Genomic DNA, 18,978 nt, shown 5'->3' with positions numbered 1-18,978 from the left:
GGCGCAGGGGCCAGCCGTCCTCGACCACGCAGCGGGCCAGACGCAGACGGCCGGTCTCGGACAGGGGTGCATTACGGTGGGGCACGAGGGCCTTTCTGTTGGTGTAGACGTCGCAATCCACACCGAATCGGAAGGCCCTCACCTGTTCAAGATCTCTCAGCCGAGACCTGGCTCACCCGTCCACAACCTCCCGGGACAGAACACCTAGGTCGCGCGTCCGAGGCGCGGTCGGGACCGTGGTCCGAGGCGGAGGGCCCCTCGCCCTCGCTACCGTGCCGGCCATGAAGATCACGGAGCCGCCCCGTACCGCCGGGCAGCGCAAGCGGGAACTGCTGGACCGGCTGGAACGCGAAGTCGACATCTGCGTCGCCACGGCGGACCGGGAGGGGCTGCCCAGTCTCGTCGCGCTGTGGTTCGTCTGGGACGGTGAGCATCTGTGGCTGTCCACCCGCCTCACCGACCCCACCGGGCGCAACCTCCGGGAGGGCGGCCGGGCCCGCCTGGCCTTCGGGGACACCCGGGACGTGGTCCTCGTCGACGGCGAGGTCGAGACGTACACGCGGGAAGAAGTACCGGAGGGGGCCGCTTCGGCGTTCCTGGCGAAGACGGGCTGGGATCCGGGCCGGGACAGCGCGTCGTACGCCTGTTTCCGGGTGCGGCCGGTGGCGGTGCAGTCGTGGCGCGAGGCGCACGAGCTGCCTCGGCGGCATCTGATGCGGGACGGGGTGTGGGTCGTGTAGACGCCGTCGGCCGGATCCCGTCACCGCGCACCGCCGGGCGGCGGGGTCGACTCCCGACAGGCGGCGGGCTTCGGCTCCCGCCGGGCGGCAGAGTTTCGGACCCTGCCGGGCGGCAGAGCTTCGGCTCCCGCCGGGCGGCCGGGTCCAGGGACGGTACCGGCGTCCGGCGACGCGCCGGACCCGACGGCCGGGCGGGCCCGACGGACCCGTCGGCCCTGGCGGACCCGTCGGCCTGGCGGACCGGTCGAACCCACCCAGCTCATCGGACCCGCCGAACCCACCCGGCCCATCGGACCCACCCAGCCCATCGGATCCGCCGACGCCGGATCCGCCGACGCCGGACCCGTCGGCGCCGGTCCCGACAGGTGCCTCGCGGGATCAGTTATCCGGTGTCGCGCCGGCGCCGTGGTGCGCGGCGTTCAGGCGGTTCAGTTCCTCGGCCGTGAGGCGCAGGGCGCCCGCCGCGACGTTCTCCGTGAGGTGGCCGGGGTCTCCGGTGCCCGGAATGGCCAGCACCTGCGGCCCCTGGGCGAGGGTCCAGGCGAGGCGGACAGCGGCGGGGGACGTGCCGTGGGCGCGGGCGACGGCGAGCAGCGCCTCGTCGTGGGCGGTGGTGGCGCCCTGCGCTCCGCCGTCGCCCGCGATGGCGAAGAACGGCACGAAGGCGACGCCCTGTTCGCCGCAGACGCGGAGGAGTTCCTCGGTCCCGGGGGCGTGGTGGCCGAGGCCGTAGCGGTTCTGCACGCTGACGACGGGGGCGATGGCCTGCGCCTCGGCGAGATGGCGGGGTTCGACGTCGGAGATGCCGAGGTGGCGGATCAGTCCGGCGGCGCGCAGTTCGGCGAGGGCGCCGAAGTGCTCGGCGATCGACTCCTGGCGCATCCGGCGCAGGTACACCAGGTCGAGGTGGTCGCGGCCGAGCTGGCGCAGGTTCTCCTCCACGTGACCGCGCAGGTCCTCGGGGCGGGCCGAGGTGCCCCACTGTCCCGACCAGTCGCGGAAGGGGCCGACCTTGGTGGCGATCAGCAGGTCGTCCGGGTACGGGGCGAGCGCGCTGTTGATGAGCTCGTTGGCGGAGCGGAGGGCGGAGAAGTAGAAGGCGGCGGTGTCGATGTGGTTCACGCCGAGTTCGATCGCCTTGCGCAGGACGGCGATCGAGCGGCCGCGGTCGCTCGGGGTGCCGAGGTGGAAGGCCGCGCTGCCGGTCAGCCGCATCGCGCCGAAGCCGATGCGGCCGACCGTCAGGCCGCCGATGTCCCAGGTGCCCGCGGCATCCGCGGTGATCGTTGCGGAGGTCATCCGGGCAGTCTCGCACGCGGCGCGTGCCGCGCACCGGCACGAGCCGGTGGCACTGGCTCTCAACAGGCCACGGTCTCCTCGCACTTGCGCAGCGCTTCCTGGACGTCGCGGCTCCAGGGCCGGGCCGTGCGCGGGGTGGCCGAGGACACGGTGTGCACGGCCGGCTCCCGGCGTTCGGGCAGCGCGCCGGACCTGGCGCGCCGGCGCTCTTTGGCGGGCGGTGTGCCATGGGCGACGACCTCCTCAACGATCTCGGCCAGATCGCCGTCGGGGAGGGGGAGTTCGAGGTCGTCGTCTACGAAGCCGACCACGGCCGGCACGTACTCGACCAGCGCCCGCAACGCCCTGGGCAGTCCTCGCCCGCCGCGGCGCAGACCGCTGAGCACGTGCAGGGCCGTGGCGATCTCCAGTTCGGTTGCCTCCCGGCTCAGCGTGGCGGGGGTGATCTCCGTGTGGCGCAGCCACCAGTCGGCCTCGTCGTCCTCCCCCATCGAGCGGTGGTGGAGGTAGAGGCAGTACCCGGAGACGGTGTCCGAGGCGCCGGCGCCGTACTGCCACCAGAAGCGGGCGCTGTCCTCGCAGTCGGCGAGGTAGAGGAGGCTGCCGAGGATCCGTGCGCCGGAGGGCTCGGGCAGGGAGCTGCCCAGGAAGTTGCCGATGCCCTTCAGGGCGCCGGGGCGGGTCAGCAGTGCCTCGCAGAGCGCCCGGAGGTCCCGCGCCGCGGGGTGCACCCGCGGGGGCCTGCGGGCCGCCGCGGCGCGCTGCGGGCACACCCGCGCCGTGGGTCCGACGGGGCCGCCCGCCGCGACCCGGGCGGCGATACGGGCCTCCGCGGCCTCGATGTCCGAGCGGCTGTAGGGGGCCGTGGGTATCAGCCGCGCCCCGGCCAGCAGGGTGTCGATGTCGCTCACGGTGTCGAAGGTCATGACCGCTCCGCCTCCTCCTCGGCGCACGATGTGTAGATCTCCCGCAGCCGGCGTTTGGCATAGCGCTCGGTGGAACGCACCCCGGCCTCGGTGATCCCCAGCTGGAACGCCACGTCGGCGGTGCTGCAGCCCTCGCAGTAGCGCAGCCGGATGACGTCCCGCTGGCGCTCGGGGAGGGCGGAGATCGCCCGGAACAGCCGCAGGTTCTGCTCGATCACCTCGAAGGCGTCCTCGGCGCCCTGGAGGGTGACCGTCTCGAAGACGGCCGTGTCCATCAGCGTGGCGCGCCGGCCGCGGGCGCGGGCGTGATCGATGACGCGGTTCTTCATCACCCGCCAGGCGTAGGCGGCGGGGTTCTCGGCGCTCAGTATCTGCGGCCACTGCCGGGCGAGTTGGACGAACGCCTCGTCCACGGCCTCCTCGGCGTCCGCGCGGCAGCGCAGACAGCGCTCGGCCTCGCGGACGTAGCGCGGGCGGTGCATCTGGTGGAAGGCGCTGAAGTCCAGGGGCAGCTTCTCGGGCGCCCGTGGGTTGCCCGCGGGTCGCAACTCCTCCTGGGTCACCGGTCGCCTCCCGGGAGGCGATGGTCCATTTCCCGGACGCCCACCCGCACGAGTGCGGCGACGAACCGACGCGCGAGGGTGAGGACTCCGGGTCCGAAGACCCGGAGGGCGAGTACGGACAACGCCACGTCGCGGGCGAGCTGTTCGAACTGGTCGTTCACGGACCCTTCGGTCCTTCCGCTGGCTGTGCGGGGCTCAGGGACCCCGGAAGGCATCGGTCACACCTTCTGCCTCCACGGCGTCCGGCGGTGCCGTTTCGTGCACTCCGGATTCGAAAGTCCGATGGAATTGGCCGTTTCGGACTACGGACCGTACCGTTCCGGGCCAATACCACTCCCCCGGCTGCCGCTTGGCGGGCTACTTCCGCTCACTCCCGTCCGTTTCAGCCCGCCCGCTGCCCGAGCCCGCGTCCGCACCCGCCGTCCGCACCGGCTGCCCGTGCCTCGCGCGACTCAGCGCAGCGGCTTCGCCAGCACCGCCTTGCGGTGGCTGAACGTCTCGATGGAGTAGCGGCCGTGGTAGTTGCCCATGCCGCTCTCGCCCACTCCGCCGAACGGCAGGTCGGAGACGGTGAGATGAGCGAGCGGCAGGCCGTATCCGAGGCCGCCGGAGGAGGTCTCGGCGGCGATGCGGCTCCGGGTCTCGCCGGACTCGGTGAAGACGTACAGGGCGAGGGGCTTGTCGCGGTCGTTGATGAAGGCGATCGCCTCGTCCAGGCCTTCGACGGTGACGATCGGCAGGATCGGGCCGAAGATCTCCTCCCGCATCACGGGCGACCCGGGGTCGACGTCGGCGAGGACGGTGGGCGCCAGGTACTTGTCCGTACGGTCCTTGCCGCCGCCGACGACGACCCGGCCGGAGTCGAGCAGGGCGGCGAGCCGGTCGAAGTGGCGTTCGTTGACGATGCGGCCGTAGGCGTCCGAGGCCTGCGGGTCGGTCCCGTAGAGCGTCTCGACCGCGCGGGTCAGCAGGGGTTCGAGGGCGGCGGCCGTCTCCGGGTCGGTGAGGACGTAGTCGGGGGCGACGCAGGTCTGGCCGGCGTTCAGGAACTTGCCGCGGGCCAACCGGTCGGCTACGACGGAGAGATCGGCGTCGCGGTCGACGAACACCGGTGACTTGCCGCCGAGTTCGAGGGTGACGGGGGTGAGGTGCTCGGCGGCGGCGCGCAGGACGACGCGGCCGACGGTGCCGTTGCCGGTGTAGAAGATGTGGTCGAAGCGCTCGGCCAGCAGGGCGGTGGTCTCCGGGATCCCGCCCTCGACGACAGCGACCGCGTCGGTGTCGAGATACGCCGGCAGCAGGCGGGCCAGCGCGGCGGAGGTGGCGGGCGCGAGCTCGCTGGGCTTGACGACCACCGCGTTCCCGGCGGCGAGAGCACCGACCAGCGGGGCGAGCAGGAGCTGCGCGGGGTAGTTCCAGGGCGCGATGACGAGGACGACCCCGAGTGGGTCGAATTGCGTCCACGCCGTGGCGTCGGCGCCGAGGTGGGCCGGGACCGGGGCGGACTCGGGACGCAGCCACGCGTCCAGGTGGTCGAGGGTGTGGTCGATCTCCCGGACCGTGAAGTCGATCTCGGTGCGGTACGCCTCGGCGGAGCTCTTCCCGAGGTCGGCGTGGAGGGCGTCGGCCAGGTCGGCGCCCCGCTCGGTGAGCAGCCCGCGCAGGCGGCGCAGCTGATCCGTGCGCCAGGCGACGGGCTTGGTGCGGCCGGTGCGGAAGGTGGCGCGCAGCCGGGCCACGACGTCGGCGGGCTGCTCGGGAGTGGCGGGGGTGGTCACGGTGCCTCGCTGGGGTGCGCGGGCCTCACGGCCCTGGGGTCTCGGTGCGAACGGGTCGGCTCGCTCCCGGTACGAGCGGCAGCTCGATGTATATGCCAACCTTTCATGCACCAAAATACATTCCCGGCGGCGCCTGCTACTCCCCGGCCTCTTCGGTGAGCGCGTGTCCGCGCCGGTCGAGGAAGGCCCGTTCCGCCGGGTTCTCGCTCAGCGCGAGGGCCGCCTCGTAGGCCCGCGCGGCCTCGGCGACCCGGTCCAGGCGGCGCAGCAGGTCGGCGCGGACCGCGTGCCAGACGTGGTATCCGTCGAGGTCCAGCGCGTCGACGAGGTCGAGGGCCCGGCCCGGGCCTTCCGTCTGCGCCACCGCGACCGCCCGGTTCAGCGCCACGACCGGGCTCGGCGCGATCTCCATGAGCTGGTCGTACAGGCGCAGGATCTGCCGCCAGTCGGTGTCGGCGGCGGTCGGCGCGTCGCTGTGGACGGCCTGGATCGCGGCCTGGATCTGGTACGGCCCCGGCCTGTTGCGGCGCAGACAGCGACGGACGAGCGACTGTCCCTCGCTGACCAGGTCCCGGTCCCATCGGCCGCGGTCCTGCTCGGGCAGCGGCACGAGCGTGCCGTCGGCGTCCTCCCGCGCGGTCCGGCGCGAGTGGACGAGCAGCATCAGCGCCAGCAGTCCGGTGACCTCGGGCTCGTCCGGCATCAGCTCGGTGAGGAGCCGGCCGAGGCGCAGGGCCTCCGCGCACAGACCCGGGTCGCCCCCGTACCCCTCGTTGAAGATCAGGTAGACGACGGCGAGCACGCCGTTCAGCCGGTCGGGCAGGTCGGCGTCGCGCGGCACGCGGTACGGGATACGCGCGTCGCGGATCTTCGCCTTGGCCCTTACCAGCCGCTGGGCCATGGTCGGCTCGGGAACGAGGAAGGCGCGGGCGAGCCGGGCGGTGGTGAGTCCGCCGAGCAGGCGCAGCGTCAGGGCGACCCGCGCCTGCGGGGCCAGCGCGGGATGGCAGCAGGTGAAGATCAGACGGAGCCGGTCGTCGCGCACGGGGCCCTCCTCCGCGGGCGGGTCGGTGGCGTACAGCAGGGAGGCCTCGGCGTGCCGGGCGTCCCGGGTGGACTCCCGGCGCAGCCGGTCGACGGCCCGGTTACGGGCGGTGGTGATGATCCAGCCTGCCGGGCTCGGCGGCACACCGGTCCGCGGCCAGCGCCCGGCGGCCGTGGTGAAGGCGTCCTGCACCGCCTCCTCGGCCAGGTCGATGTCACCGAGGTAGCGGACCAGGACGGCGACGGCCCGGCCGTACTCCGCGCGGAACACGGCCTCGACGTCGACGGGCATCAGGCCTCGCCCATGAAGGGGCGCACCTCGATGGGAAGCGTGGTGGCCCAGGTCGCGCGGCGGCCCCAGTGCAGGGCGGCGTCCAGGTCCGGCGCCTTGATCAGGCAGATCCCGCCGAGGTACTCCTTGCCCTCGGCGTACGGCCCGTCGGTGACGAGGACGTCGCCGCCGCCCGGCCGCAGCACGGTGGCCGTCTCCGGCCCGTGCAGCCCTCCGGCGAACACCCAGGCGCCGGCCTCGCGCAGCTCCCGGTGGAACGTCTCGAGGTTGCGGCTGATCTCCGTCATCCCCTCGGCCGACGGGGGTTCGCCCTCGGTGGGCGTGATCACACTGAGCAGGTAGTACTTCATGCCGTCCTCCATGTCGCGTGCCGTTCCGTCACCTCCTACACGAACGGCGGCCCCCCGGATCGACACCCCGCGCCACGGAACCGGAAGAATCCCGCCCATGACCGCACCGCACCCCCTCGTCACGCGCGCCCGCGGCCTCGCGGACGGCCTCCTCGCCCCGCACGCCGAACAGGTCGACCAGGAAGAGGTCCCCACGAGCCACCTCGCGCAGATCAGGCGCTCGGGCCTGCTCGGGCTGAACGCGCCGAAGGAGTACGGCGGGGCCGCGGCACCCGGTGCGGTGCTGCGCGAGACGGCGGAGATCCTGGCCGGGGCGTGCTGCTCGACCTGGTTCGTGCAGGCGCAGCACCACACCCCGGTGCTGACCCTGGCCGGGAACGAGGGCCCGGCGCGTGAACGCCTGCTGGGCCCGCTGGCGAGCGGTGAGCTGCTGTCGGGGGTGGCGTACGCGCACCTGCGGGCGTATCCGCGCGTCCCCGTCCGGGTCACCGCGGAGCGGGCCGGCTGGCGCTTCGACGGGACGGTCCCCTGGTACACGGGGTGGGGCCTGAACGATGTGCTGCTGCTCGCCGGAGTCACCGAGACCGGCGAGGTCCTGTTCGCCTTCACCGAGGCGCGCGAGCAGCCGGGGCTGCGGGCCTCGGCCCCGCTGCGCCTCGCCGCCCTCACCGCGGCCCGCACGGTCTCCCTGGAACTGGACGGCCTGTGGGTCCCCGCGGAGGCGGTCGCGCTGCGCACCCCGCACGAACGCTGGTCGGCGGCGGACCGCCTCAGGACGGTGAACGCCAACCCGGCGGTCTTCGGTGTCACCGAAGCGGCCCTGACCCTGCTGGACGAGGACACGGCGGCCCCGCTGCGCGCCCGTCTCACGGAGGTCCGCACCCGGGCCTACGCCCTCGCCGACGGTGCGGCGCCCCACGAGCACCTGGCGGAGCGCCTGGCCCTGCGGACCCGGGCGTCCGAGGTGATGCGGACGGCGACGACGGCGGCGGTGGTGACCGGCGGCGGCCGCTCCATGCTGCTGACGAACAGGGCCCAACGCCTGGCGCGGGAGGCCCTGTTCCTCATGGTCCAGGCCCAGACCCGGGAGTCACGCGCGGACCACTTGAGGTCACTGACCGACTAGCTGGCCAGGGGCGCGGGGAACCGTGCGGGCGATCACCCACGATCCGCATGCGCCGGCGCCCCCGGTCACCCCGCTCAACCGGCGAACGGCACCTGCACCGACGCCACCTGCTTGCCTGCGGGGTGTTCCCACAGCCCCTCGCCGGCCAGCCGGGGCAGCACGCCCTCCCCGAACCAGTAGGCCTCCTCCAGATGCGGATAACCGGACAGCACGAACTCCTCGATCCCCAGCGCCGCGTACTCCTTGATCAGCTCGGCGACCTCCGTGTGGCTGCCCACCAGCGCGGTCCCCGCGCCGCCACGGACCAGGCCGATCCCGGCCCAGAGGTGGGGATGGATCTCCAGCCCGTTGCGGCTGCCGCCGCCGTGCAGCGCGAGCATCCGCTGCTGTCCCTCGGACTCACTGCGCGCCAGCCCTGCCTGGACGGACCGTACGGTCTCCGTGTCGAACCCGGCGAGCAGCCGGTCCGCCTCCGCCCAGGCCTCCTCGGAGGTGTCGCGGGTGATGACATGGAGCCGGATGCCGAACCGGAGCGTCCGCCCCTCCTTCGCCGCGAGCCCCCGGATCCAGGCGATCTTCTGCGCGACCTGGGCCGGCGGCTCGCCCCAGGTGAGGTAGACGTCGACGTACTTCGCGGCGATCTCACCGGCGATCGGCGAGGACCCGCCGAAGTACACCTCCGGCACCGGGTCCGGCACCCGGGCCAGCTTCGCGTCCTCGACCCGGAGGTGCTCGCCCTCCAGGTCGACGGTCTTGCCCTCCCACAACTCCCTGACGATCTGGAGGAACTCACCGGTCCGGCGGTAGCGGTCGTCCTTGTCCAGGAAGTCGCCGTAGGCCCGCTGTTCGTGGCTCTCGCCGCCGGTGACGACGTTGAGCAGGAGCCGTCCGCCGGTCTGCCGCTGGAAGGTGGACGCCATCTGCGCGGCGAGCGTCGGCGAGACGAAGCCCGGCCGGAACGCGACCAGGAACTTGAGCCGCTCGGTGTGCTGGCTGACCATCGCCGTGGTCAGCCAGGCGTCCTCGCACCAGGCCCCGGTGGGGGTGAGCACGCCCAGGAAGCCGAGGTCCTCCGCGGCGCGGGCGATCTGGCTCAGGTAGGCGACCGTCGGCGGCCGGTCCCTCCCGGAGGCGGTGGCGGGGGTGCCGTGGCCGCCGCCGACGACATGGCGGCTGTCGCCGTTGGTGGGAAGGAACCAGTGGAAGGTGAGGGACACGTGGGGTCTCCGATCAGGAATGTCCGTCTGCCGGGTTGTCGGTCTGCCGGAAGTTGTCGGTCTGCCGGGTTGCCGGCCTGGCGGGTTGCCGGGTCCGGGCCGTCCGTTGCGGACTAGAGGAGGCCGTGGCTCGGCGGCCGGGTGCCGTTCAGAGCGAACCGCCCGAGGTGCTGGATCTTCCAGCGGGTCGGATCGTGCAGGGTGTGGGTGCGGGCGTCGCGCCAATGGCGGTGCAGATTGAGCGAGTGGAGGGCGGACCGGGTCCCGGACACCTCGAACAGGGCGCTGGAGACCTCCACCGCCGCCCGCGCCGCCTGCACCTTCGCGGCGGCGACCGCGAGGGACGCCTCGGCGGCCGTGTCGTCGGTGAGGTCGGCGCGTGCCGCGTCGACCGACCGGGCGGCCTCGCGCAGCAGTGCCTGGGACGCCCGCACCTCCAGGTCGAGTTCACCGAACCGCTGGATCAGCAGTGGGTCCTCGGCGGCCGCCTCGACGCCGCTCTCGAACCACGGCCGGCTCTTCGTCCGCACGAACTCCGCCGCCTCGGCGAGCGCGCCCGCGGCGATCCCCGCGTCGATCGCGGAGTGCAGCAACTGGGCTACCGCGCCGTGCAGTTGCGGCCCCTCGAAGGTGAGGTGGTGCGGCAGGAGCCGGTCACCCGGTACCGGCACGCCGTCCAGGCGGACGGTTCCGCCGGCCGTCGTCCGCTGGCCCAGCCCGTCCCAGTCGTCGATCACGGTGAGGCCGGGCGCGTCGGACGGCACGTACGCGACGTACAGCCTGTCGTCCTCGGCACGGGCCAGCACCGGGATCCAGTCGGCGAAGAGGGCGCCGGTGCAGTAGTGCTTGACGCCGGTCAGGACGTACGAGCCGTCCGGCCGGGACTCCAGACGGGTGCGGATGTCCTGGACGTGCTTGCCGCCGGCCTCCGACTGGGCGTTGCCGAAGCGCCGGCCGGCGAGCAGCTCGGCGAAGAAGAACTTCCGCTGCTCCAGGGTGCCCTGACGGCGAATCACATTGACGTAGGCGAAATGGCTCTGCGGGATCTGGGCGAGGCTGCCGTCGGCGGTACCGAGCAGGCGGAAGATCTCCGCGAGGGTCAGAGCGCTCACATCCGCCCCGCCGTGGTCGGCGGGGACGGTGACGGCGAGCAGACCGGAGGCCGACAGCCTGTCCAACTCGGCTCGGGGCAGGCGCCGTTCGATGTCGCGGGCGGAGGCTCCGGCGCGGAACTCCTCGGCCAGCGAGGCGGCCACGGCGAGGGCCTCGGCGTCGTCGGCGATGACATGGGCGGACATCGTGCGCTCAGCTCGCCGCGGCCAGGTACGGCGTCCGCCCGAGCGCGGCCGAGAACTGGTCGACGACGTGGGTGAGCGCCTCGGCGGCGGTCGGGGCGACCGTGACGGAGCCGTCCTCGTGGGCGGTGATGTCCTTGTCCAGGGTGAACCAGCCCTGCACGATGTGGGCCGCACCCATGGAGTTGAGCACGGGGCGCAGGGCGTAGTCGATGGCGAGGACGTGGGCGGTGGATCCGCCGGTGGCCAGCGGCAGGACCGTCTTGCCCGTGAGCGCGTACTGCGGGAGCAGGTCGAGGAGCGCCTTGAGGACACCGGAGTAGGACGCCTTGTAGACCGGGGTGCCCACGATGACACCGTCGGCGCGCGCGAAGAGCTCGGTGGCCTCGACGATCGCCGGGTGGCGGAAGTCCGCGCCGAGCAGGGCCTCGGCCGGGATCGTACGGACGTCGAGCGGGATCACCTCGTGCCCCTGGACGGCGAGCCGCTGGTCGAGGTGGCGCAGCAGGCGGCCGGTGCGGGAGGAGGCGGAAGGGCTGCCGGAGACGGACAGGACGGTGGCCATGGGTCCTCTTTCGAAGGTGCCCGGGGCACCCCATCAGGGCGGGGCGCTCCGGTGGGAGCGGTCAGGAGTACCGGGCGGGTGCGGGCAGTTCGCCCTCGAGGACCCGGCGCTCGTGGGCGCCGGGGTCGTGGAGCGTGCGGGGACGGTCGGACCTGCGCGGGGACGGACTCCTCCCGCGGTCCGGGAGGTGCGGCTCCAGCTCGCGCACCGGAGGCAGGACGCGCTTGCCGAAGTACTCGACCTCCTCCTGGTGGTGCAACTCCTGGTGCGGAATGCTTTCGGGCACGCCGAATTCACGGGGCGCGGCGGCGCCCACGGGGTGCGGACGCCAAGGGGTGGGCGGGCGCGGTGAATTCAGGCGGGGAAAAGGAAAAGCGCGGCGGATCGCGAGGGAGGATCAGGCCGCGGCGCAACAGGAGGCGCTGGAGACGCGCGCGAGGTCGACATGGCGTCGCCGCGTGAGGTCCAGTCGCATCTTCATGCCCTTGATCGTGGCAGCCGCCTCCGACGGCAGTCAAGGCAAACCCGACCGGTCTCGTATCGCGGACCATTGAATTTCACGAAGGTGTGACAGGGAAACCCTTGAACGGGCGCCGGACGGACCCGCATTCTTCCGTCGTGCGTACGGAACAGCTGGAATACATCGCGGCCGTCACCCGGCTCGGCTCGCTGCGTCGGGCCGCCGAGGAACTACGGCTTTCCCAGCCCGCGTTGAGCGAGACCGTGCGGAACCTGGAACGTGAACTCGGGGTGGATCTCCTGGAGCGCAAACGGTCCGGTGCGACCATGAGCGCGTCGGGCCGGGAACTCCTGCCGCACATCATCGGGGTGCTGGACGCGGTGGACCGGCTGCGCTCGGCCGCGGGCGAGCGGCACCGGATCAGCCGGATGGTGCGGGTCGGCACGGTGAACGCGGCGACCGTGCCGCTGCTCATCCCGGTGGTCCGGGAGTTCCGCGCCGCGCATCCCGTCACCCAGGTGGAGGTGGTGGGCGCCCAGCAGACCGACATCCACCGGACCCTGCTGGAGGGCGGGTTCGACCTGGGCCTGGTCAACCATCTGGAGGGCGACGACGTGCCCGCCGAGTTCGAGTCCACCGAGCTGCTGCGCGGCCGCCCGGTGGTGTGCATGCGCCCCGACAGCCCGCTGGCCTCCGCGCCGTCGGTGTCGGTGGACGACCTGCTCGGCGTTCCGCTGATCGGGATGCGGTCGGGCTATGTCATGCATCGCTACGTCCACCGGCTTCTCGACGGACGCGGTCTGTCCTTCGCGTACTCCACCGACGGGGCGGAGATGGGCAAGCTGATGGTGGCCGAGGGGCTGGGCGCGACCGTCCTGCCCGACTTCAGTGTGATCGGGGACCCGCTGGAGCGGTGCGGGGCGCTCACCCACCGGCCGATCAGCGGGGACGCGACACGGGTGCTGCTGATGCTGCAACGGCGGCGGGCGGAGTCCGTACCCCAGGCGTCACGTGACCTGCACGAGGTCTTCGTGCGCACGGCACGGACGCTGAGCGCGGCGCCCGAGGCGACGTAGGGACGGCCACCGGGGTGGCCGTCCCGTCGCGCCCGGGCCGCGCGCCCGCCGGGGGGCTCAGTCCTCGTCGCCGAGTGGGACCACGACGAGGAAGGCGTCCGACTTCAGGTCCATGACCACGGTCGCGGGCTCCCCCTCGGCCCGCCGCCGCGCCGCGTACTCCTCCGCCGGCCACGACCCTCGCGGGGAACCTGCGGGGAAACGCTCCAACACCTTCGCGCCCATATCGGCAGACACCTCCCGTGCGAAACGGACAATCTCTCCGGGGGTTCTGTTGCCCCGGATCCGGGCGGTCATGTTCCGCTCCTCACGAACGGCTCGTCACCCGCCTGGTCACCTGCCTTGTCGCCTTCCTTGTCGCCGCCGCGACCGAGCCGTCCCGGCCACCAGGCGGGGGCGCCGATGTCCCGCACCAGCGCGGGCACCAGCAGCGAGCGCACCACGAGCGTGTCGAGCAGCACGCCGAAGGCGACGATGAAGGCGATCTGGGCGAGGAAGGCCAGCGGGATCACCCCGAGCGCGGCGAACGTGGCGGCCAGCACCACGCCGGCCGAGGTGATGACGCCGCCCGTGGTGACCAGACCCCGCAGGACGCCCTCGCGGACGCCGTGCCGCAGGGACTCCTCGCGCACCCGGGACATGAGGAAGATGTTGTAGTCGACGCCCAGCGCCACCAGGAAGACGAAGCCGTACAGCGGCACGGACGGGTCGGTGCCGCTGAAGCCGAACACGTGCCGGAACACGAGAGAGGAGACGCCCAGAGTGGCGAGGAAGTTCAGCGCCACCGTCGCCACCAGCAGCGCGGGCATCAGCAGCGAGCGCAGCAGGGCCGTCAGGATGAGGAAGATGATGGCGAGGACGACGGGGACGATGAGGGTGCGGTCGCGTTCGGCGGTGCGCAGGGTGTCGTACCGCTGGGCCGTGTAGCCGCCGACGAGGGCGTCCGCGCCGGGGACGGCGTGCAGGGACGTCCGCAGGCGCGCCACGGTCCGCAGGGCCGCGTCGCCGTCCGCGGCGGAGTCGAGGGTGACATCGACCCGGACCCGCCCGTCCACCACCAGGGGTTCGCCGCCGGGCCGGCCCGAAGCGGTTGCGCCGGCCGCCGAGGCGACGCCCTCGGTGTCCCGGGCCGCGCCGAGGACCTGCGCCAGCCGGCCGGCGTTCGCGACGACCACGGTGGGGTTGCCGGAGCCGCCGGGGAAGTGCCGGCCCAGGGTCTCCTGCGCCGCGACGGAGGGTGCGTCGTTCACGAAGGTCTCGTCGAGGGGTACGCCCTTCGAGGCGAGTGTCGGCGCGAAGGCGGCCCCGGCCAGCAGGACCGCGAGCGTCACCGCCCAGACCCGACGGGGCGCCCGGTCGACGAGGTCGGCGACGCGCCGCCAGACGCCGTGGCCCGCGCCGTCCGTCGTCGTACGGGCGGGCCAGTACGCGGCCTTGCCGAGCAGGACCAGGACGGCGGGCAGGAAGGTCAGCGTGCTGAGCACGGCGCAGCCGATGCCGATGGCGCCGACCGGGCCGAGGGCGCGGTTGTTGGTGAGGTCGCTGAGCAGCAGGGCGAGCAGCCCCAGGGCCACGGTCGCGGCACTGGCCACCACGGCGCCCCAGGACTTGCGCAGCGCGGCCGTGATGGCGGCGAACCGGTCGGTGCGAGCGGCGAGTTCCTCCCGGTAGCGGGCGGTGAGCAGCAGGGCGTAGTCGGTGGCGGCGCCGATCACGAGGATCGAGAGGATGCCCTGGACCTGCCCGTCGACGCGCACCACGTCGTGGTCGGCGAGCACGTAGACGACCGCGCAGGCGAGGCCGAGCGCGAAGACCGCGCCGAGGATGATCACCAGCGGGAGCAGCACGCTGCGGTACACGAGCAGCAGGATGACGAGGACGGTGGCCAGCGCGACGGCGAGCAGCAGTCCGTCGATGCCGGCGAAGGCGTCGGACAGGTCGGCCTGGGTCGCGGCCGGTCCGGCCAGCTCGACCGTGGTGCCGGGGACGCGTTCGGCGGCGGCGCGGATCCGGTCGAGGGTGGTGGCGAGGTCGTCCCCGAGGTCGGGGCGCAGGGGCACCACGCCCTCGATGGCCTCCCCGTCCTCGGAGAGCAGTGCGGGCGACACGTCGCCGGACACGCCGCGGTCGTCGGCGAGGGAGGCGAGCGCCTTCCCGGCGGCGTCCAGCCGGCCCTCGAGGCCCGTCCCGCCTGCACCGGCTCCCGTGCCCGCGGTCCAGACGACGATCGCCGGGAGGGTCTCGTTCTGCCGGAAGGCGCGTTGTGCGGAGATGACCTCCGTGGACTCGGCGCTGCGGGGCAGGAAGGCGGCCTGGTCGTTGGTGGCGACCTCGCCCAGGCGTCCGGCGTAGGGGCCGAGGACGCCGCCGACGCCGAGCCACACGGCGACGAGGAGGACCGGGACGAGCCAGCGGGCGCGTCGGGGGGTGGTGGACATCGTTCTCCAGCTCCGGAAGGGAAGGGCTCGGGAAGTGGCAGGGGTAGCTCGACGGGAAAGATATCTCAACAACAAACAATCTCAATGATTGAGTAGGTTTTCGTCGAGTGATCTTAGACGTCGCCTGTCCTTCCGCTCTCGGCCGGTCCCCGGATGCGGCGGACCGCGATTTTCTCAGCGCCCGGGAGGAGTGATCCCGGACAGTTCCTCGCCCATCGCCGTGAGGAAGCGCAGCACCACCGACAGCTCGTCCTCGGTGAACCGCGAGCGCGCGGCCCGGGTCGCCTCGGCCAGCGGCCGGAAATAGGTGCGGGCCACCGACTTGGCGTCGGCCGCGTAGTACAGGTGGACCACCCTGCGGTCGGCACTCTCCCGGACCCGGCGGATGTGCCCCGCGCGCTCCAGCCGGTCCACGCACGCGGTGACGGCGCCGGAGGTGAGCCCGAGATGCTCGCGCAGTCGCTTCGGGGTCATCGGCCCGTCGGCGTCCAGGATCGCGGCGAGCGCCTGGACGTCCGTCGCGTGCAGCCCCTGGTCGCCCGCGAACCCGTGTACCAGCCGGTTGATCTCGCCGTTCATCCGCCGCAGCCGAACCGCGAAGGCATGCAGGTCGGTCGGCGTCGCGGACGCCTCGGACGGCTGTCCCGGCACCCGCCCCTCACGGTCGTTCGCTGTGGCCACGGGGCCAGCGTAGTCGCCGTCCGCGATCACTCGTTCGTGCGCACAAGTCCCCGCCGCATCCACGGCGCTCCCGCACGTGGAAGCGATGTGCGAGAGGGCAACCGACGCGAAGGAGCGAGGACTCATGACCGCAGACGGCCGGGGCACCCTGTGCCTGGTGACCGGCGCCACGGGATACATCGGCGGCCGGCTCGTCCCGGAGCTGCTGGCGGCGGGCCACCGGGTGCGCTGCCTGGCCCGCTCCCCCGACCGGCTGCGCGACCACGAGTGGGCCGGCGACGTCGACCGGGTGCGCGGCGACGTCACGGACGCCGCGTCGGTCGCGGCGGCCCTGCGGGGCGTCGACGTCGCGTACTACCTGGTGCACGCGCTGGGCACCGGTGAGGACTTCGAGGAGACCGACCGGCGGGCGGCACGGATCTTCGGGGAGCAGGCGCGGGCGGCGGGCGTGCGCCGCATCGTCTACCTCGGCGGCCTCACCCCGGCCGGGGTGCCCGAGCGGGAGCTCTCGCCGCATCTGCGCTCACGGGCCGAGGTGGGGAGGATCCTGCTGCACTCGGGGGTGCCCACCACCGTGCTGCGGGCCGCGGTCGTGATCGGCTCGGGCTCGGTCTCCTTCGAGATGCTGCGCTATCTGACCGAGCGGCTGCCCGTGATGGTCACCCCGAGCTGGGTGCACACCCGGATCCAGCCCGTGGCCGTCCGCGACGTGCTGCGCGCCCTCGTCGGCTCCGCCGGGATGCCGGACGACGTCAGCCGGGCCTTCGACATCGGCGGGCCGGACGTCCTGACGTACCGCGAGATGATGATCCGCTACGCCGTCATCGCCGGACTGCCCCGCCGGCTCATCCTGTCCGTGCCGGTGCTCACCCCCCGGCTGTCCAGCCACTGGGTCGGGCTGGTGACCCCGGTGCCGGCCTCGATCGCGCGGCCGCTCACCGAGTCGCTGCGGCACGAGGTGGTCTGCCACGAGCACGACATCGCCCGGTACGTGCCGGACCCGCCCGGCCATCCGCTCGGCTTCGACGAGGCGGTGCGGCTCGCCCTGCGCAGTGTGCGGGAAGCTCGGGTCGCCACCCGGTGGTCCTCCGCGTCCTTCCCCGGCGCCCCCAGCGACCCGCTGCCCACCGACCCCGGCTGGGCGGGCGGCAGCCTCTACACCGACGTCCGCGAACTGGTCGTCGACGCCCCTCGGGAGTCCCTGTGGCGGGTGATCGAGGGCATCGGCGGCGACAACGGCTGGTACTCCTTCCCGCTCGCCTGGGCCGTCCGCGGCCGGCTCGACCGGCTGGTCGGCGGGGTGGGGCTGCGCCGCGGCCGCCGGGACGCCACCCGGTTGCGGGTGGGCGACTCGCTGGACTTCTGGCGGGTCGAGGAAATCGAACGCGGACACCTGCTCCGGCTGCGGGCCGAGATGCGGCTGCCGGGTCTGGCCTGGCTGGAGATGTACGCGGAGACGGGCGCCGACGGCCGTACCCGCTTCCGTCAGCGCGCCCTGTTCCATCCGCACGGGCTGCTCGGCCACGCCTACTGGTGGAGCATCTCGCCCTTCCACGCCCTCGTCTTCGGCGGCATGGCCCGCAACATCGCCCAGGCGGCGGTGGCCGACGCGACGGCGCGCGAGGGGGAGCCGGCCCGCTGACCGGCCGGGCGAGGAGGCCCGCCCACCCCTGCATCCGCCGGACGCCGCTTGCCGGAATCAGGTGACCGTCCGAACCCCTGCCCCGGAGCCCAGCCATGAACGTCTCGGTCGTCCTGTTCACCGCGGACCTGCGTCTGCACGACCACCCGCCGCTGCGCGCGGCCCTCGACGGGGCGCGACAGGTGGTCCCGCTGTTCGTGCGCGACCGGGCCGTGGACGACGCCGGGTTCGCCGCGCCGAACCGGCTGGCGTTCCTCGCCGACTCCCTGCGCGATCTCGACGCGGGGCTGCGCGAGCGGGGCGGCCGGCTCGTCGTGCGCTCGGGCGACCTGGTCGAGCAGGTGTGCCGGGTGGCCGCCGAGGCCGAAGCGGACGAGGTCCACCTGGCCGCCGACGGGAGCGCGCACGCGCGGCGCCGCGAGGAACGGCTGCGGCGCGCCCTGGAGTCGGAGGGCGTACGGCTGCATGTGCACGACGCGGTGACGACCGCCGTCGGTCCCGGTGCGGTGACCCCGGCCTCCTCGGACCACTTCGCCGTCTTCACGCCGTACTTCCGGCACTGGTCGCAGTGGCGGCTGCGCGAACCGCTCGGCGCGCCGCGGACCGTGCGGGTGCCGGACGGCGTCGGTTCCGAGGAACTGCCCACCCGCAAGGGGCTGGCCGGACTCTCGCCGGGGCTCGCCCCAGGGGGCGAGGAGGAGGGCCGCGAGCGGGTCACCGCCTGGCTGCGGTCGGGCATCGGCGCCTACGAGGACGGGCACGACGACCTGGCGGGCGACGCGACCTCCCGGCTCTCGCCGCATCTGCACTTCGGCACCCTGTCCGCGGTGGAGCTCGTGCACCGGGCGCGCCGCGCGGGCGGGCCGGGAGCCGAGGCGTTCGTGCGGCAGCTGGCCTGGCGCGACTTCCACCGCCAGGTGCTCGCGGCCCGGCCCGCCGCGGCGAGCGCCGACTACCGCACCAAACACGACCGCTGGCGTTCGGAGCGGACGGCGGGCGAGGACGTCGATGCCTGGCGGGCGGGCCGTACCGGCTATCCGGTGGTGGACGCGGCGATGCGGCAGCTGAGCCACGAGGGGTGGATGCACAACCGGGGCCGGCTGCTCACCGCGAGCTTCCTCACCAAGACGCTGTACGTCGACTGGCGGGTCGGCGCCCGGCACTTCCTGGACCTGCTGGTCGACGGGGACGTGGCCAACAACCAGCTCAACTGGCAGTGGATGGCGGGGACCGGCACCGACTCGCGGCCCAACCGGGTCCTCAACCCCGTCACCCAGGCGAAGCGGTACGACCCCGACGGGACGTACGTACGGCGCTGGCTGCCGGAGCTCGAGGGCCTGGCGGCGTCCGCCGTGCACGAGCCGTGGAAGCTGCCGGGCCTGGACCGGGCGGCGCTCGACTACCCCGATCCGATCGTCGAGCTCTCCGACGGACTCGCCCGCTTCAGGCGGGCCAGGGAGCGCTCCTGAGCGCCCGCCGCCCGTCC

20 protein-coding genes are annotated in these 18,978 nt (G+C 73.3%); 5 read left to right on the top strand and 15 right to left on the bottom strand.

Annotated elements, in window-relative coordinates:
* Window positions 1–281: 281 nt before the first annotated feature.
* A complete protein-coding gene (locus QQM72_RS37115) occupies window positions 282–740 on the top strand; it encodes a pyridoxamine 5'-phosphate oxidase family protein (protein WP_314225195.1) in 459 nt (152 codons plus the stop codon).
* A gap of 378 nt (window positions 741–1,118) precedes the next feature.
* Here the strand turns inward: QQM72_RS37115 and QQM72_RS37110 are convergent, their stop codons facing one another.
* The 7 genes from QQM72_RS37110 to QQM72_RS37080 form a co-directional block, all read right to left on the bottom strand.
* Window positions 1,119–2,039 (bottom strand): aldo/keto reductase, encoded by a 921-nt coding sequence (locus QQM72_RS37110; RefSeq protein ID WP_314225194.1) that lies wholly within the window; start codon window positions 2,037–2,039, stop codon window positions 1,119–1,121.
* Window positions 2,040–2,098: 59 nt separating this feature from the next.
* Window positions 2,099–2,965 (bottom strand): hypothetical protein, encoded by an 867-nt coding sequence (locus tag QQM72_RS37105; protein WP_314225193.1) that lies wholly within the window; start codon window positions 2,963–2,965, stop codon window positions 2,099–2,101.
* A complete protein-coding gene (locus QQM72_RS37100) occupies window positions 2,962–3,528 on the bottom strand; it encodes a sigma-70 family RNA polymerase sigma factor (RefSeq protein WP_314225192.1) in 567 nt (188 codons plus the stop codon). The genes QQM72_RS37105 and QQM72_RS37100 overlap by 4 nt, the downstream gene beginning before the upstream one ends.
* The gene (locus QQM72_RS37095; protein ID WP_160160046.1) at window positions 3,525–3,689 is read right to left on the bottom strand and encodes a hypothetical protein; all 165 of its coding nucleotides are present in this window, start codon (window positions 3,687–3,689) and stop codon (window positions 3,525–3,527) included. The genes QQM72_RS37100 and QQM72_RS37095 overlap by 4 nt, the downstream gene beginning before the upstream one ends.
* A gap of 291 nt (window positions 3,690–3,980) precedes the next feature.
* A complete protein-coding gene (locus QQM72_RS37090; RefSeq protein ID WP_314225191.1) occupies window positions 3,981–5,306 on the bottom strand; it encodes an aldehyde dehydrogenase family protein in 1,326 nt (441 codons plus the stop codon).
* Between the two features lie 136 nt (window positions 5,307–5,442).
* The gene (locus tag QQM72_RS37085; RefSeq protein ID WP_314225190.1) at window positions 5,443–6,642 is read right to left on the bottom strand and encodes an RNA polymerase sigma factor; all 1,200 of its coding nucleotides are present in this window, start codon (window positions 6,640–6,642) and stop codon (window positions 5,443–5,445) included.
* Window positions 6,642–6,992: a YciI family protein gene (locus QQM72_RS37080; protein WP_314225198.1), complete on the bottom strand. Its 351-nt coding sequence runs from the start codon at window positions 6,990–6,992 to the stop codon at window positions 6,642–6,644. The genes QQM72_RS37085 and QQM72_RS37080 overlap by 1 nt, the downstream gene beginning before the upstream one ends.
* Before the next feature lie 97 nt (window positions 6,993–7,089).
* Between QQM72_RS37080 and QQM72_RS37075 the strand changes: the two genes are divergently transcribed.
* A complete protein-coding gene (locus QQM72_RS37075; protein WP_314225189.1) occupies window positions 7,090–8,118 on the top strand; it encodes an acyl-CoA dehydrogenase family protein in 1,029 nt (342 codons plus the stop codon).
* A 74-nt stretch (window positions 8,119–8,192) separates the two neighbouring features.
* On the opposite strand, the gene QQM72_RS37070 is transcribed toward QQM72_RS37075, so the two are convergent.
* The 5 genes from QQM72_RS37070 to QQM72_RS41000 form a co-directional block, all read right to left on the bottom strand.
* Window positions 8,193–9,335 (bottom strand): LLM class flavin-dependent oxidoreductase, encoded by a 1,143-nt coding sequence (locus QQM72_RS37070; protein WP_314225188.1) that lies wholly within the window; start codon window positions 9,333–9,335, stop codon window positions 8,193–8,195.
* 113 nt (window positions 9,336–9,448) lie between these two features.
* The gene (locus QQM72_RS37065) at window positions 9,449–10,633 is read right to left on the bottom strand and encodes an SfnB family sulfur acquisition oxidoreductase (RefSeq protein ID WP_314225187.1); all 1,185 of its coding nucleotides are present in this window, start codon (window positions 10,631–10,633) and stop codon (window positions 9,449–9,451) included.
* Window positions 10,634–10,640: 7 nt separating this feature from the next.
* Complete coding sequence (gene ssuE, locus QQM72_RS37060; protein ID WP_314225186.1) at window positions 10,641–11,195, bottom strand: NADPH-dependent FMN reductase; 555 nt, start codon at window positions 11,193–11,195, stop codon at window positions 10,641–10,643.
* Between the two features lie 61 nt (window positions 11,196–11,256).
* A complete protein-coding gene (locus QQM72_RS37055) occupies window positions 11,257–11,481 on the bottom strand; it encodes a hypothetical protein (protein ID WP_314225199.1) in 225 nt (74 codons plus the stop codon).
* Between the two features lie 111 nt (window positions 11,482–11,592).
* Window positions 11,593–11,670 (bottom strand): putative leader peptide, encoded by a 78-nt coding sequence (locus tag QQM72_RS41000; protein WP_350786652.1) that lies wholly within the window; start codon window positions 11,668–11,670, stop codon window positions 11,593–11,595.
* Window positions 11,671–11,813: 143 nt separating this feature from the next.
* Between QQM72_RS41000 and QQM72_RS37050 the strand changes: the two genes are divergently transcribed.
* A complete protein-coding gene (locus QQM72_RS37050; RefSeq protein ID WP_314225185.1) occupies window positions 11,814–12,731 on the top strand; it encodes a LysR family transcriptional regulator in 918 nt (305 codons plus the stop codon).
* A 57-nt stretch (window positions 12,732–12,788) separates the two neighbouring features.
* Here the strand turns inward: QQM72_RS37050 and QQM72_RS37045 are convergent, their stop codons facing one another.
* The 3 genes from QQM72_RS37045 to QQM72_RS37035 all read right to left on the bottom strand — a co-directional run bounded on the left by QQM72_RS37045 (window position 12,789) and on the right by QQM72_RS37035 (window position 15,850).
* Window positions 12,789–12,956 (bottom strand): hypothetical protein, encoded by a 168-nt coding sequence (locus tag QQM72_RS37045; RefSeq protein ID WP_199920247.1) that lies wholly within the window; start codon window positions 12,954–12,956, stop codon window positions 12,789–12,791.
* Window positions 12,957–13,024: 68 nt separating this feature from the next.
* Entirely contained in the window at window positions 13,025–15,169 is a 2,145-nt protein-coding gene (locus QQM72_RS37040) for an MMPL family transporter (RefSeq protein ID WP_314225184.1), read from the bottom strand.
* A 174-nt stretch (window positions 15,170–15,343) separates the two neighbouring features.
* Window positions 15,344–15,850 carry a MarR family winged helix-turn-helix transcriptional regulator gene (locus QQM72_RS37035; protein ID WP_028806219.1) on the bottom strand — a complete coding sequence of 169 codons (507 nt, stop codon included), beginning with the start codon at window positions 15,848–15,850 and terminating at the stop codon, window positions 15,344–15,346.
* Between the two features lie 124 nt (window positions 15,851–15,974).
* Here QQM72_RS37035 and QQM72_RS37030 point away from each other — a divergent pair, with 124 nt between their 5' ends.
* Window positions 15,975–17,492: an SDR family oxidoreductase gene (locus QQM72_RS37030; protein ID WP_314225183.1), complete on the top strand. Its 1,518-nt coding sequence runs from the start codon at window positions 15,975–15,977 to the stop codon at window positions 17,490–17,492.
* A gap of 95 nt (window positions 17,493–17,587) precedes the next feature.
* Window positions 17,588–18,961 carry a cryptochrome/photolyase family protein gene (locus tag QQM72_RS37025; RefSeq protein ID WP_314225182.1) on the top strand — a complete coding sequence of 458 codons (1,374 nt, stop codon included), beginning with the start codon at window positions 17,588–17,590 and terminating at the stop codon, window positions 18,959–18,961.
* Window positions 18,962–18,978: the final 17 nt, after the last annotated feature.

The sequence above is a fragment of the Streptomyces zaehneri genome, assembly GCF_032248645.1.
Lineage (GTDB): Bacteria > Actinomycetota > Actinomycetes > Streptomycetales > Streptomycetaceae > Streptomyces > Streptomyces coriariae.
The sequence above is the reverse complement of the archived record's forward strand: the minus strand, read 5'-3'. Positions and strand labels throughout refer to the sequence as shown.